Source organism: Luteimonas qiangzhengi, assembly GCF_039548515.1.
Taxonomy (GTDB): domain Bacteria; phylum Pseudomonadota; class Gammaproteobacteria; order Xanthomonadales; family Xanthomonadaceae; genus Luteimonas.
This window is the reverse complement of the sequence record NZ_JBCLVE010000005.1, coordinates 90,298-103,500: the sequence shown is the minus strand read 5'-3', so window position 1 is coordinate 103,500 and position 13,203 is coordinate 90,298. Positions and strand designations below refer to the sequence as shown.

Below are 13,203 nucleotides of genomic sequence, written 5' to 3'. Positions count from 1 at the left end.
GCGGCGCCGTGCTTGACATGCGGCGTCCGCGGCCCCACATCTGCTGGCATACCCGTCAGGAGCGCAGGCCGCTTGTTTGAACGCAATCACAAGGGCGAACACGCCCTGTTGATCCAACCGCACATCGGTGGTTCGGCCACCGAGGCAGCGCTGGAAGAATTTACCGAACTGGCCCGCTCTGCGGGCGCCAGCGTGGCCGCAGTGCTGCCCGCACGTGTCGAACGGCCCAATCCCGCCACGCTCATCGGCAGTGGCAAGCTGGAAGAAATGAAGGCTGCCGTGGCCGCCACCGGTGCCGATCTGATCCTGGTCAACCATCCGCTTACCCCGATCCAGGAGCGCAACCTGGAAAAAGCCCTGCAGTGCCGGGTGGTTGATCGGACCGGCCTGATCCTGGATATCTTCGCCCAGCGCGCCCACAGCCATGAGGGCAAGCTGCAGGTGGAGCTGGCCCAGCTGCGGCACATGGCCACCCGCCTGGTGCGTGGCTGGAGCCACCTGGACAGCCTGCGCGGCGGCGCGATCGGCCTGCGCGGACCGGGTGAGACCCAGCTGGAATTGGACCGCCGGATGCTGCAGCAGCGCGTAATCTCGCTGCAGAAGCGACTGGAAAAGGTGCAGGTGCAGCGCGCCCAGATGCGCCGCGCACGCCTGCGCAGCGAGCTGCCGAGGGTGGCCCTGGTGGGCTATACCAACGCTGGAAAATCCACCCTGTTCAACGCCCTGAGCGGCGCCGAGGCCTACGCTGCGGACAAACTCTTCGCCACCCTGGATCCGACCGTGCGCAGGATCACCCTGCCGGGCGGCAACGTGGTGCTGGCCGATACCGTCGGCTTCGTGAGCGACCTGCCGCATGAACTGGTGGCGGCGTTCCGCTCGACCCTGGACGAGGCGCGCGAGGCCGACCTGCTGCTGCATCTGGTGGACGCCGCCGATCCGCTGCGCGACGAGCGCATCCGCCAGGTGGATGCGGTGCTGGAAGAGATTGGCGCCGGCGACATTCCGCAGCTGCTGGTATTCAACAAGATCGATCGCATCGACGGCGCGGTGCCGCGCCATGACCGGCCGCATGCGGCGGCAGGCACCGACCAGCCGCAGCGCGAGCGGGTGTGGATTTCGTCGCGTGATCACCACGGGCTGGACCTGCTGCGCGCTGCCATGGCCGGCAATCTGGGGCTGCGCCGGATCATGGGTGAGCTGGAACTGCCCTCCAGTGCCGGACGCCTGCGCGCCCGTCTGCATGCGCTGGACGCGGTGCGCGGCGAGGTCCATGACGAGCAGGGCTGGCGGCTGCAGGTGGACCTGCCGCACGCCGATGCCGCGCGTCTGGCGGCCGAGGCCGAAGGCGCGCCGCTGCAGGCGCTGGTCGAGCGGGCGGGATAAATCAACATGGGGTGGGGCAGAGTGATCCCATCCTTGTAGAATGTGCGGTCCCGCGCCGGCGGTCCCTTCCGTGGCGGCGCGAATTTTCTTTACTGGAGCAGGCATGCCCTGGAACATTCCCGGCAATAACAACCGCAGCGGTGGGAGCGGCGGCAATGGCCGCAGTCCCTGGAAGCCCAGTGGCGGCGGACGCGGTGGTGGTGGCGGCCTTGACGGCCTGATCGATCAGCTGCGCAATCTGTTTGGCGGCCGTGGTGGCGGCAATCCGGTGCGCTGGATCGTGCTTGCCCTGGCCGCACTGCTGGTGTTCACCTCGGTGGTGCTGGTGGCTGAACGCCAGCGCGGTGTGGTGCTGCGCTTTGGCCAGGCAGTGCGGATTATCCAGCCGGGCCCGAGCCTGAAGCTGCCGTGGCCGATCGAGCGCGTGATCAAGGTTGATGCCACCGGTATCCGGACGTTCACCAACACCGTGCCGGTGCTGACCCGCGACGAGAACATCGTGGTGGTGTCCTTGAACGTGCAGTACCGGGTCGGCGATCCGGAGCTGTTCCTGTTCGGTACCAGGGATGCGACCCGGGTCCTGGAACAGGTGGCACAGGGCGTGGTGCGCGAGCAGGTCGGCCGCGCCGATCTGGATACCGTACTGGGTGCGCGTGGTCCGCTTTCCGCCGTGGCTGCCAAGCAGCTGCAGGATTCGCTGGATATCTACCGCACCGGCCTGATCGTGACCGAGCTGAACCTGCAGGACGCGCGTCCGCCGGACCAGGTCAAGCCCGCGTTCGACGAGGTCAACAGCGCCCAGCAGGAGCAGGAAAGCCTGATCAACGAGGCCCGGGCCTACGCGGCCAAGGTGGTGCCGGAGGCGCGAGGCGCCGCAGCGCGCACCCGCACCGTGGCGGAGGGTTACAAGACCGCCTCGATCGCCCGTGCCACTGGTGACGCCACCCGCTTCACCCTGCTGCGCGACGAGTATGCAAACGCGCAGGAAGTCACCCGCAAGCGCCTGTGGCTGGAAACGGTGCAGGAAGTGCTGGCTGAAAACCGTACCGTGGTCGGCGGTGATGGCCGTCAGCTGATCTACGTGCCGATGGATGGCGAAGCCCGCAGTGGCTCTTCGCCGTCAGTGGTGCCGATCGAAATGCCGCCGGCGAGCGCCGGAGGTTCGGTCCAGGATCAGCCCACGCGCAGTTCGCGCACGCCCCGCCCGACCCGTGAAGGAGGCTCGCGATGAGGTTCAAGGCATTGATTCCGGTGCTGGCCGCACTGCTGGTGGTCGGCCTGATGGGGTCGGTTTACGTCGTTCGCGAAGGCCAGGTGGGCCTGGTGCTGCAGCTGGGTCGCGTAGTGCGCACGGACATCGGTCCGGGCCTGCACTTCAAGATCCCGCTGATGCAGTCGGCGCACGTGTTCGACCGCCGTTTCAACGCGGTCGACTTCTCGCCCGAGCGCTACCTGACATCGGAGCGCAAGGACGTGGAGGTGGACTTCGTGGCCATCGGCTACATCTCCGACGTGGCCGATTTCTACCGCGCCACCAACGGCGAAATGGCTGTGGCAGAGGACCGCCTGGCGCCGATCATCAAGGATTCGCTGCGTAACGAGATCAACGCGCGCACGCTGACCCAGCTGGTGTCCGGCGATCGCGCGGAGGTCATTGCCAAGCAGCTGACCGCGATCAACGACGGTGCGAGCACCCTGGGCATGCAGATCATCGATATCCGCCTCAAGCGGATCGACCTGCCGACCGACAGCGATGTGATCCAGCAGGTCTACAACCGCATGAGCGCCGAGCGCAAACAGGTGGCTTCCAGGCTCCGCGCCGAGGGTGAGGAGCAGGCCCGCACGATCCGAGCCCAGGCCGATCGCGACCAGGCGGTGATCCTGGCCGAGGCCGAGCGTGACGCCCAGACACTGCGTGGTGAAGGCGATGCGGAAGCGACCCGTATCTTCGGCCAGGCCGCCAATCGCGATCCGTCCTTCTATGCCTTCCAGCGCAGCCTGGAAGCGTACCGGGCCGCGTTCTCGGACGGCAACGCGGTGATCGTGCTGGAGCGTGATGATCCGTTCCTGCAGTACATGCGCAGCGACAGATGAGCGAGCTGTGGGCGGCGCTGTGCCTGGTGGCGGTGCTTGAAGGACTGTTGCTGTTCGCCGCCCCGGGCAGCTGGAAGCGGGCCGCGCATCAGCTTCTGATGATGCCGGACCGGCAGATCCGGACCATCGGCGGCGTGCTGCTGGCGGCCGGCCTGCTCGCCCTCTATCTGCTCCGCGGCTCCCCGTAGTAGCGCACATGGCGCGCTCCCACTGGCGGGGGGCAGCTGATTCGCGGATAATCCCTTAAAGCCGGTCGGGCACTTCGCCTGCCGGCTTTTTCCGTGTCTGCAGGAGCAATGCCGTGGGTCAGTCAGTTGTGGTTCTGGGCGCCCAGTGGGGCGATGAGGGCAAGGGCAAGATCGTCGACCTGCTGACGCAGGGCATCGGCGGGGTGGTGCGCTTCCAGGGCGGCCACAATGCCGGCCACACGCTGGTGATCGGCGGCAAAAAGACGGTGCTGCACCTGATTCCCTCCGGCATCCTGCGCGACGACGCGCTGTGCCTGATCGGCAACGGCGTGGTGCTCAGCCCGGCCGCGCTGATGAAGGAGATCGGCGAGCTGGAAGAGGCGGGCGTGGAAGTGCGCTCGCGACTGAAGATCAGCCCGGCCACGCCGCTGATCATGCCGTACCACATTGCCCTGGACCAGGCTCGCGAAAAGGCAGCCGGCGGCAAGGCGATTGGCACCACCGGTCGCGGCATCGGCCCGGCCTATGAAGACAAGGTGGCCCGCCGCGGTATCCGCGTGGCCGACCTGCACTATCCGGGCCAGCTGGCGGAGCTGCTGCGCAGCGCGCTGGATTACCACAACTTCGTGCTGACCAAATACCTGGGTCAGGACGCCATCGACTTCCAGCAGACCTACGACGAAGCGCTGGCTTTCGGCGAGTACGTGGAGCCGATGAAGTCCGACGTGGCCGGGATCCTTCACGACCTGCGCAAGCAGGGCAAGCGGGTGCTGTTTGAAGGCGCGCAGGGCTCGCTGCTGGATATCGACCACGGCACCTATCCCTACGTCACCAGTTCCAACACCACCGTTGGCGGTGCGCTTGCCGGCACCGGCGTGGGTGCGGATTCGATCGATTACGTGCTGGGCATCTGCAAGGCCTACGCCACCCGCGTCGGCGGTGGTCCGTTCCCGACCGAACTGGACGATGAAGACGGCCAGCGCCTGCGCGACCGCGGCCAGGAGTACGGTGCCACCACCGGCCGCCCGCGCCGCTGCGGCTGGATCGATATCGTCGCGCTCAAGCGCGCCGTGGCGATCAACGGCATCACCGGCCTGTGCATCACCAAGCTCGACGTGCTGGACGGCTTCGAGCGCCTGAAGATGTGCATCGCCTACCGCTACCGCGGCAAGGAAACCGAATACGCCCCGCTCGACGGCCAGGGCTGGGAAGAGTGCGAGCCGGTGTATCTGGAGTTCCCGGGCTGGACCGAGAACACCCACGGAATCACCGAATGGGATGATCTGCCGCCCGCCGCCCGCGCCTACCTGCGCGCGCTGGAAGAGCTGGCCGGCTGCCCGATCTCCATCGTCAGCACCGGTCCGGATCGCGCCCACACCATGGTGCTGCAGGATCCGTTCGCCTGAGTCCAGGCTCGCCCTGAAGCGCAGTGCCATGCGTGCCTGACATGCGCAGGCTGATCCTGTCGCGCAAGGGCTTCGACTCGGGTTACGGCGGCATGGCCAGCCCGATCCTGCCGGACGGGCGGCTGCTGCCGCTGCCGATCCCGGCCGCGCAGGATACGTTCCGTCTCGGCGACCTGAATGCCGAAGGCATCGCGCTGGGCCCGCTGCTGCGGGACCTGTCCGGCGGGCGCCATTCGCGCCGCACGCGGGTGCATCTGGATCCTGATCTTGACCGTCGCCCGGACCTGCGGCTGCCGGGCTGGCGTCCGGCGCTGGGACAGAACGGGGCGGCACAGTCGCATCTTGCGCGGCAGGGGGTGGGGCCTGGCGCCGTGTTCCTGTTTTTCGGCTGGTTCCGGCAGACAGAGCGGCACGCAGGCCGCTGGAGGTACGTGCCGGGCGCGCCGGATCTTCATCTGCTCCACGGCTGGCTGGAGGTGGCGGAAGTGCTGCCGATCGTGCGCGAGCGCGACGAGTGCCTGCATCGGCATCCGTGGATTGCCGATCACCCGCATGTCGCAAATCCGCTGCATTACCACGGCGCTGACAACGTGCTGTATATCGCTCCCGAACGCTCCGCTTTTGCAGCGCAGGGGCACGGCGGTGGTTTCTTCAGCCACTACGCCGATGCGCTGCGGCTGACGGCCACCGGTGCCAGCCGCAGCGTGTGGGCGCTGCCGGAATGGTTCCATCCCGGGCCCGGAATCAACCCGCTGACCTATCACGCCAATCCGGCCCGCTGGAGCCGGGAGCCCGGCCGTTGTCTATTGCGCAGCGTGCCCAAGGGGCAGGAGTTCGTGCTGCACACGGAAGGGCAGAGTGAGCCACGGGCCTGGGTGCGGACGCTGGTGGCCCCAGGCACCCGACTCACGCGGCAACCACGGTTGGACTGATCAACTTCGGGTCCATGTGGACCTCCCAGCCTGCACCAGCGATCCCAGCACCCGCGAGCCATGCGCCGCTTGAAGGCCGCGCACGCGATCGCCTGCGTGCGGAGGGAGCGTTGTCCCTGCCTGGCGGCGGCGCGACCCTGGCACGCTGGCGTGCACTTGCCGCGCTGGGCGCGGAAGACCTGGCGCTGGCCAAAGTGCTCGAAGCACATCATGACGCACTCGCGATCCTGGCCGAGCTGGGTGCCGCGGCGGTAGATGATTTGAAGCTGGATGATTCGACCCTGCTGGCGGTGTGGGCGGCGGAAGGCCCTGAAGTCACGGTGCGGATTGAAGAAGGTTCTGACGGCCCGCGCCTGACCGGACGCAAGCCCTGGTGTTCGGGTGCGCGCTTTGTCGATGCGGCGCTGCTCACGGCTGGCGAGGGCGATGGGCGCCAGCTGGTGCTGGTGCAGATGCGCGATGCCGGGGTGACCTGTCTGGAGACGGGCTGGGAGGCGGTCGGCATGGCCGCCATCGAGAGCGGCCCGGTGGAGTTCAAGGCCGTTCCCTGTCGACGTATCGGCGAGCCCGGCGGCTATGTAGCGCGTCCTGGCTTCTGGCACGGCGGCGCCGGAATCGCGGCCTGCTGGTACGGAGCCGCCGTGACCATCGCGCAGCGCATGGCTGACCCGGAGCGTGTCGCCCGCGATCCCCATCTGGCGGCAGCGTTGGGTCGCTGCGACATGGCATTGGGCGGCGCGGGCGCGCTGCTGCGGGAGCTGGCGGCCCGGATCGACGACGCCCCGGCGCAGCCACATCGGCGCGAGGTGGTGCGCGTGCGTTCGGCGGTGGAGCGCGTCTGTCATGAAGTGCTCGATGCGGCGGGCCGCAGCCTTGGGCCGGGTCCGCTGTGCCGCGATGGCGCACATGCACAGCGCTGCGCGGACCTGACCGTGTTCGTCCGCCAGAGCCATGCGGACCGTGACTGGGCTGCGCTGGGGACCGAGGTGGCAGACATGGAGGCCACGACGCGATGGGCGCTGTAGCACTGCCGCGCATTGTCGGCGCGGGCCAGTACGAGGCCGGTTGGAGGACATCGGCCTGGCTGGCCGAGTTGCAGGAGCGGCCAGCCGCGACATTACTGCGCGGCCATCGCCGGTTGGTAGTGATATCGCCTCACCCCGACGACGAGACGCTGGCCTGCGGTGGCCTGATGCGTGCTGCGACCGGTGCAGGGCTCGAGGTGCACTTGGTGGCGGTGACCGACGGCGAAGCCTGCTACCCGGATGACGCGTCGTGGCCGGTGGAACAGCTGCGGCAGGAGCGTCCGCGGGAGGTGGAGCGCGCACTCGCCGTGCTGGGCATCCGCGCGCAGGTGCAGCGCCTGGGTATTCCGGATGGCGGCATCGACCGCCGGCGCGCCGAGCTTGAACAAACTCTGCGCGATTTCGTGCAGCCTCATGACCTCGTGCTGGCGCCATGGGAAAGGGATGGCCATCCCGACCACGACGCGGTCGGGCGCGCTGCGCTGGCCTCGGTGCGGCAAACAGGCGCGCGCCTGCTGCGGTATCCCGTGTGGGCCTGGCACTGGCTGCAGCCGGACGCGATCCAGCCGCCTTTCCAGGCGTTCCGTGTGCCGCTGGAGCGGGAAACGCTGGCCCTCAAGCGCCGCGCCATCGACTGCTTCACGACGCAGCTGGACCCGGGTGGATCGTCGCCGTCCGCGCCGATCCTGCCTGCCCACGTCGTCGAGCGCTTCCAGCGGCCGTTCGAGGTCTACCTGTCATGACTCTGGCGCACTATTTCGACCGGGTCTGGCAGGAGGGCGACGATCCCTTCGGCTATCGCACGCGCTGGTATGAGGCGCGCAAGCGCGAGCTGCTGCTGGCCACCTTGCCGCGGCCGTCATTTGCGCGCGGTTGGGAAATCGGCTGCGCCAATGGTGAGCTGACGCAGGCGCTGGCAGCACGCTGCGATGCGCTGCTCGGCACCGATCTGCATCCGCGGGCGGTTGCGGAGGCACGCCGCTGTTGCGGCGGGATGGGTCATGTCCAGATCCGGCAGATGGAGCATCCGCGCGACTGGCCGGACGAACAGTTCGATCTGGTGGTGGTGGGTGAAGTGGGCTACTACCTTGATGCCGCCGCGTTGGATGCGTTTTCCGGCAAGCTTCAAGCCAGCCTGGCGCCGGCGGCGGTGCTGATTGCCTGCCACTGGCGGCATGGGTTCGAAGGGCGGCAAAGCAGCACGCAGGCGGTGCACGCGCGACTGGCGGCAATCCCCGGTCTGGTGGAAGCAAGCCGCTACCACGATGCGGACGTGGTGCTGGACTGCTGGAGCAGCGAGCCCCGTTCGCTGGCCGAGCGCGAGGGCCTGCGATGATCGGCGTGCTGGTGCCTGCGCACAACGAGGAAGCCTTGATCGGCGACTGCCTGCGCTCCATCCTGGCCGCGGCGAGGTGTCCGGCCTTGGCCGGTGAGCAAGTGGAAGTGCTGGTTGCGCTGGACGCCTGCACTGACGCCACCGCCCATGTCTGCGCTGCCCTCGGTGTCAGCACCGTGCAGGTCAGTGCGCGCTGCGTCGGTCACGCGCGCGCAGTGGCGGCCGATGCACTTCTCAATGCCGGAGCGCGCTGGATCGCCTCCACCGACGCCGACAGCCGTGTGCCCCGCGACTGGCTCTCGGCACAGCTGGCCCCGGGCGCGGATGCGTTCTGCGGCACGGTGCGCATCACCGACTGGCTTGATTTCGCCCCCTGCGTGCGCGCCGCCTTCCTGGCCGGCGAGCATTACGTTGACGGGCACGCGCATGTGCACGGGGCCAACCTCGGGATATCGGCTGGGGCGTACCGGGCCGTGGGCGGATTCCCGCCGCTGACCGCCCACGAGGATCACGCCCTGATCAAAGCGCTGCAGCGCAGCGGCTTCAGCATCGCGCGCCAGGCGACGCCGGCGGTGGTGACCAGCGCACGGCGCGACGCCCGCGCGCGGCACGGGTTCGGCGACTACCTGCTGGCGCTTGAAGCGGCGGCGTGAGTCTGCCGAACGGGCGAGCCCGCGGAGTGGATCAGCCCGAAGGTGACAGCGCGATCAGCAGCCCGCACGCAGCCTTGAGCCGGTCTTCGGCCTCAGGCAACTCCAGCTTGATGCGCAGCTTGTCCGGCCCGTCCATGCGGTAGTGCTTGGGCTGGCCCTGGATCAGGCGGATCACTGCCATCGGGTCGACCTTCGGCTTCTCCACGAACTCCACCCGACCGCCGCCGGCACCCAGGTCCAGCTTGCGGATGCCGAGCGCGGTGGCCTGCAGCTTCAGCTCGGCCACGGTGAACAGGGTCTTGGCCTGCACGGGCAGCAGCCCGAAGCGGTCGATCATCTCCACCTGCAGCTCGCGCAGGGCCCCGGGGTCGGCGGCGCTGCTGATGCGCTTGTACAGCGTCAGCCGGGTGTGCACATCGGGCAGGTAGTCCTCGGGGATCAGTGCGGGCGAGTGCAGCTCCACCTCGGCGCCGCGATCAGGCGGCTCGTCGGCGTCGGGCAGCTTGCCCTGCCTGATCGAGCGCACCGCGCGCTCCAGCAGCTCGGTGTACAGGCTGAAGCCGACTTCGGCCATCTGACCGCTCTGGTCCTCGCCCAGCAGTTCGCCGGCGCCGCGGATCTCAAGATCGTGGGTGGCCAGGGTGAAGCCGGCGCCGAGTTCGCCCATCGATGCAATCGCGTCCAGACGCTTTTTCGCATCCGCGGTGATCGAGCGCTTGTCCGGCACCAGCAGATACGCGTAGGAGCGGTGGTGGGATCGGCCCACGCGTCCGCGCAGCTGGTGCAGCTGGGCCAGTCCGAAGCGGTCGGCGCGGTTGATGATGATGGTGTTGGCGTTGGGAATATCGATGCCCGATTCGATGATGGTCGTGCACAGCAGCACGTTGAAGCGCTGCCGGTTGAAATCCAGCATCACCTTTTCCAGCTCGCGCTCGGGCATCTGGCCGTGGGCAATGCCGATCCGCGCATCAGGCACCAGCTCCTGCAGCTCGCGCTGCATGCGGCCGATACTTTCCACGTCGTTGTGCAGGAAGTACACCTGGCCACCGCGCGACAGCTCGCGCTGGAACGCCTCGCGCAACAGCGCGCCGTCCCACTCGCCAAGGAATGTCTGCACCGCCATGCGATGCGCCGGCGGCGTGGCAATGATCGACAGGTCACGCATGCCGGCCATGGCCATGTTGAGCGTGCGCGGGATCGGGGTGGCGGTGAGGGTGAGCAGGTGCACGTTGGCGCGCAGGGCCTTCAGGGCCTCCTTCTGGCGCACGCCGAAGCGCTGCTCCTCGTCCACGATCACCAGGCCGAGATCCTTGAACGTCACGTCCTTCTGCAGCAGCCGGTGGGTGCCGACGATGATGTCGATTTCGCCGCGCTCCAGCTTCTCCAGCTCGGCCTTGATCTGCTTGGGGCTCTTGAATCGTGACAGCACCTCCACCCGGATCGGCCAGTCGGCGAAGCGGTCGGCGAAGTTGCGGTAGTGCTGCTCGGCCAGCAGGGTGGTGGGCACCAGCACCGCCACCTGTTTGCCGGCGTTGGCGGCCACGAACGCGGCGCGCACCGCGACCTCGGTCTTGCCGAAGCCGACGTCACCGCAGACCACGCGATCCATCGGCTGGCTGGAGGCCAGGTCGCGGATCACCGCTTCGATGGCGGCGTGCTGGTCCGGGGTTTCCTCGAAAGGGAACGCGGCCGCGAACGGCTCGTACTCGGCCCGGTCCAGATCCAGCGCCAGGCCGCGGCGGGCCATGCGCTTGGCCTGGATCTCCAGCAGCTCGGCGGCCACGTCGCGGACCTTCTCGGCGGCCTTCTTCTTGGCTTTTGTCCACGCTTCGCCGCCCAGCGAATGCAGCGGGGCGGTCTCCGGCGAGGCGCCGGAATAGCGGTTGATCAGGTGCAGCTGGGCAACCGGCACGTACAGGCGGTCGCCCTTGGCGTATTCGATCTCCAGAAATTCGGCGGGACTGCCGCCGGCTTCCAGCACCACCAAGCCGCGGTAGCGGCCCACGCCGTGGTCCTCGTGGACGATGGGCGCGCCTTCGTTCAGCTCGCCCAGCTCGCGCACGATCGATTCCGGGTCACGCCCGGCGCGGCGGGTGCGGCGCGGCTGCGTGGCCCGTTCCGGGAACAGCTGGCGCTCGGTGAGCACGGTCAAACGCGGCTCATCCAGCGCGAACCCATTCTCCAGCGCTGCCACCGCGATCGCGGGCGTGCCCGGCGCCGTGGGCTGCTGCAGGAAAGCAGGGAAATCGGTCAGCACCACCGGCGAGAGGTCCGCCGGCTGCAGCATTTCAAGCAGCGCTTCGCGCCGCCCGGCGCTGTCGGCGGCAATCAGCACGGCGCCGGGATAGCTGGCCAAAAACGACTTGAGGGCAGCGGCCGGTTCCTGATTGCGGACGGTCAGCGGAAGGTCCGGCGCGGGCTGGTCGCCCAGCGCGGTGGCATCGGCATGGCGCGGATGGGCCTGATCGGCGATCTCCACCCGTTCGCCGCGATTGAGGCGTTCGCGCAGGGCGTCGGCCGACAGCCACAGCTCATCCGGCGGCAGCAGCGGACGCTCCACATCGTGGCGGCGCTGTTCGTAGCGCTCCGCCACCTGCTCGTGGAAGCGGTCGGCGGCTTCGAGCGCACCCTGGGCGATCACCGGGATCGCGTCCGCAGCCAGATAGTCGAACAGGGTCGCGGTCGATGGCTGCGTGGACTCCGCGCCGAACCGCTCGCGCGGCGCGGCGAAGAACAGCGGCAGGTAGTACTCAACCCCGGCCGGAACCACCCCGGCTTTCAGGTCCTGGAACAGGGCGCTGCGGCGCTGGTCCAGATCGAAGCGGTCGACCAGCGCATCCATGGCAAGCCCGCGCGAAGCGTCGTCCAGCGGCACCTCGCGGCCAGGCAGCATGTGAATCGCGTCCACCTTGTCCAGTGAGCGCTGGCTCTCGGGTTCGAAGCAGCGGATCGACTCGATCTCGGTGTCCAGCAGCTCGATCCGGAACGGCGTGGCCGCGCCCATGGGGAAGACGTCCAGCAGGCCGCCGCGCACCGAGAATTCACCCGGATCCAGCACCTGGGGCACGTGTCGGTAGCCGGCCGATTCCAGACGCCGTTTTTCCGCGTCCAGGTCCAGCTCGTCGCCGACCTTGAGGTCGAAGGTCTGACCAATCACGTAGCCCAGCGGTGGCAGGCGCTGCATCAGCGTGGAGACGGTCACCACCACGATGCCGCGCTCCAGCGTGGGCAACCGGTGCAGCGCGGCCAGGCGCTGGCTGATGATGTCCGGGTGCGGGCTGAACTGGTCGTAGGGCAGCGTTTCCCAGTCGGGGAACGGCAGCAGCGGCAGCGTGTCGTCTTCGCCCAGCAGGGTGCGCAGATCGCCTTCCAGCTGGTGGGCGTGCTGGTTGTCGCGGGCCACCACCAGCAGCGGCCGGTCGTGGGCGCGCGCAGCGCTGGACAGCGCCCAGGCCAGGGCGGAGGGCGAGGCCGGCGCGCGCCACCAGGCGCGCTGCTGGCCGCGGCGTGGCAGCGGCGGGGCGGAAAGAGTAGGGGATTTCATCGAACCGCCTATTGTAGACCGCCCGACTGCGGGGGGTCAGCGGCCCGGGGCCGGACACCGCCTCAGGATTCGGCTTCCAGATCCAGCACCACCCGCACCAGACCGCCCTGGGCCGCGCCTTCGCGCTGGAACCCGAGTGATTCGGCCAGTGACAGCATCGGTTCGTTCTCTTCGGGCACCCTGCCGTACAGGCGCTGCAGCTTCTTGCCCTTGGCCCAGCGCACCAGGCGCAGCATCAGCTGGCGGCCAATGCCCATGCCGGCGATGTACTGCGCCACCAGGATCTCGAATTCAGCGTCACCGCTGCCGGGCTCGGCTGCCACGCGGGCCACCGCGCCCACCAGGGCTTCGCCCGGGGGCAGGTTCTCGGCGGCCACCAGGACGAATGCGTGGCGGGGATCGGGGCGGGTCAGGCGGTCGGCAAGGTCCGGCGTCAGCTCACGCATTTCCTGCAGGAAACGGTGGCGGATGCGGTCGGGCTGGAGCAGGCTGAATCCGGCCCGGATCGGCACCGCATCGTCGGGCCGGATGGGGCGAATCAGCAGCTCGCGGCCATTCGCGAGCCGGACTTCATCGTGCCAAGGGGGGAGTCGATTTCTGGCGGCCATATGCATCCATTGCTGCCATGGGTGAAGGGTTCAG

Annotated in this window: 12 protein-coding genes; 10 read left to right on the top strand and 2 right to left on the bottom strand. The window is 68.5% G+C overall.

Annotated elements, in window-relative coordinates; translation table 11 throughout:
* Window positions 1-72: 72 nt before the first annotated feature.
* From hflX to WCE59_RS04470, 10 genes are all read left to right on the top strand, one after another.
* Entirely contained in the window at window positions 73-1,383 is a 1,311-nt protein-coding gene (hflX, locus tag WCE59_RS04515; protein WP_343257522.1) for a ribosome rescue GTPase HflX, read from the top strand.
* A 103-nt stretch (window positions 1,384-1,486) separates the two neighbouring features.
* Entirely contained in the window at window positions 1,487-2,614 is a 1,128-nt protein-coding gene (hflK, locus tag WCE59_RS04510) for an FtsH protease activity modulator HflK (protein ID WP_343257521.1), read from the top strand.
* The gene (hflC, locus tag WCE59_RS04505; RefSeq protein ID WP_343257520.1) at window positions 2,611-3,477 is read left to right on the top strand and encodes a protease modulator HflC; all 867 of its coding nucleotides are present in this window, start codon (window positions 2,611-2,613) and stop codon (window positions 3,475-3,477) included. Before hflK ends, hflC begins: the two co-directional genes overlap by 4 nt.
* Window positions 3,474-3,665 (top strand): DUF2065 domain-containing protein, encoded by a 192-nt coding sequence (locus tag WCE59_RS04500; protein WP_343257519.1) that lies wholly within the window; start codon window positions 3,474-3,476, stop codon window positions 3,663-3,665. Before hflC ends, WCE59_RS04500 begins: the two co-directional genes overlap by 4 nt.
* A gap of 113 nt (window positions 3,666-3,778) precedes the next feature.
* A complete protein-coding gene (locus WCE59_RS04495) occupies window positions 3,779-5,071 on the top strand; it encodes an adenylosuccinate synthase (RefSeq protein WP_343257518.1) in 1,293 nt (430 codons plus the stop codon).
* Window positions 5,072-5,112: 41 nt separating this feature from the next.
* Window positions 5,113-6,003, top strand: a complete 891-nt coding sequence (locus WCE59_RS04490; protein WP_343257517.1) for an Nmad3 family putative nucleotide modification protein — start codon at window positions 5,113-5,115, stop codon at window positions 6,001-6,003.
* Window positions 6,004-6,017: 14 nt separating this feature from the next.
* Window positions 6,018-7,028 carry an acyl-CoA dehydrogenase gene (locus WCE59_RS04485; RefSeq protein WP_449284104.1) on the top strand — a complete coding sequence of 337 codons (1,011 nt, stop codon included), beginning with the start codon at window positions 6,018-6,020 and terminating at the stop codon, window positions 7,026-7,028.
* The gene (locus WCE59_RS04480; RefSeq protein WP_343257514.1) at window positions 7,016-7,771 is read left to right on the top strand and encodes a PIG-L deacetylase family protein; all 756 of its coding nucleotides are present in this window, start codon (window positions 7,016-7,018) and stop codon (window positions 7,769-7,771) included. The genes WCE59_RS04485 and WCE59_RS04480 overlap by 13 nt, the downstream gene beginning before the upstream one ends.
* Window positions 7,768-8,364 (top strand): class I SAM-dependent DNA methyltransferase, encoded by a 597-nt coding sequence (locus WCE59_RS04475; protein ID WP_343257513.1) that lies wholly within the window; start codon window positions 7,768-7,770, stop codon window positions 8,362-8,364. Before WCE59_RS04480 ends, WCE59_RS04475 begins: the two co-directional genes overlap by 4 nt.
* On the top strand, window positions 8,361-9,017 hold the full coding sequence (locus WCE59_RS04470) for a glycosyltransferase (protein ID WP_343257512.1): 657 nt from the start codon (window positions 8,361-8,363) through the stop codon (window positions 9,015-9,017). Before WCE59_RS04475 ends, WCE59_RS04470 begins: the two co-directional genes overlap by 4 nt.
* A gap of 31 nt (window positions 9,018-9,048) precedes the next feature.
* Here the strand turns inward: WCE59_RS04470 and mfd are convergent, their stop codons facing one another.
* Together mfd and WCE59_RS04460 are read right to left on the bottom strand one after the other, a co-directional pair.
* Complete coding sequence (gene mfd, locus WCE59_RS04465) at window positions 9,049-12,561, bottom strand: transcription-repair coupling factor (protein WP_343257511.1); 3,513 nt, start codon at window positions 12,559-12,561, stop codon at window positions 9,049-9,051.
* A 62-nt stretch (window positions 12,562-12,623) separates the two neighbouring features.
* A complete protein-coding gene (locus WCE59_RS04460; protein WP_343257510.1) occupies window positions 12,624-13,169 on the bottom strand; it encodes a GNAT family N-acetyltransferase in 546 nt (181 codons plus the stop codon).
* Between the last annotated feature and the right edge of the window lie 34 nt (window positions 13,170-13,203).

What these genes read in the sequence shown, in the direction of transcription:
- hflC (WP_343257520.1), top strand. Translation starts at nt 2,611, where the DNA reads ATGAGGTTCAAGGCATTGATTCCGGTGCTGGCCGCACTGCTGGTGGTC.
- WCE59_RS04490 (WP_343257517.1), top strand. Translation starts at nt 5,113, where the DNA reads ATGCGCAGGCTGATCCTGTCGCGCAAGGGCTTCGACTCGGGTTACGGC.
- hflK (WP_343257521.1), top strand. Translation starts at nt 1,487, where the DNA reads ATGCCCTGGAACATTCCCGGCAATAACAACCGCAGCGGTGGGAGCGGC.
- WCE59_RS04485 (WP_449284104.1), top strand. Translation starts at nt 6,018, where the DNA reads ATGTGGACCTCCCAGCCTGCACCAGCGATCCCAGCACCCGCGAGCCAT.
- WCE59_RS04480 (WP_343257514.1), top strand. Translation starts at nt 7,016, where the DNA reads ATGGGCGCTGTAGCACTGCCGCGCATTGTCGGCGCGGGCCAGTACGAG.
- WCE59_RS04500 (WP_343257519.1), top strand. Translation starts at nt 3,474, where the DNA reads ATGAGCGAGCTGTGGGCGGCGCTGTGCCTGGTGGCGGTGCTTGAAGGA.
- mfd (WP_343257511.1), bottom strand. Translation starts at nt 12,561, where the DNA reads ATGAAATCCCCTACTCTTTCCGCCCCGCCGCTGCCACGCCGCGGCCAG.
- WCE59_RS04475 (WP_343257513.1), top strand. Translation starts at nt 7,768, where the DNA reads ATGACTCTGGCGCACTATTTCGACCGGGTCTGGCAGGAGGGCGACGAT.
- WCE59_RS04470 (WP_343257512.1), top strand. Translation starts at nt 8,361, where the DNA reads ATGATCGGCGTGCTGGTGCCTGCGCACAACGAGGAAGCCTTGATCGGC.
- WCE59_RS04460 (WP_343257510.1), bottom strand. Translation starts at nt 13,169, where the DNA reads ATGGCCGCCAGAAATCGACTCCCCCCTTGGCACGATGAAGTCCGGCTC.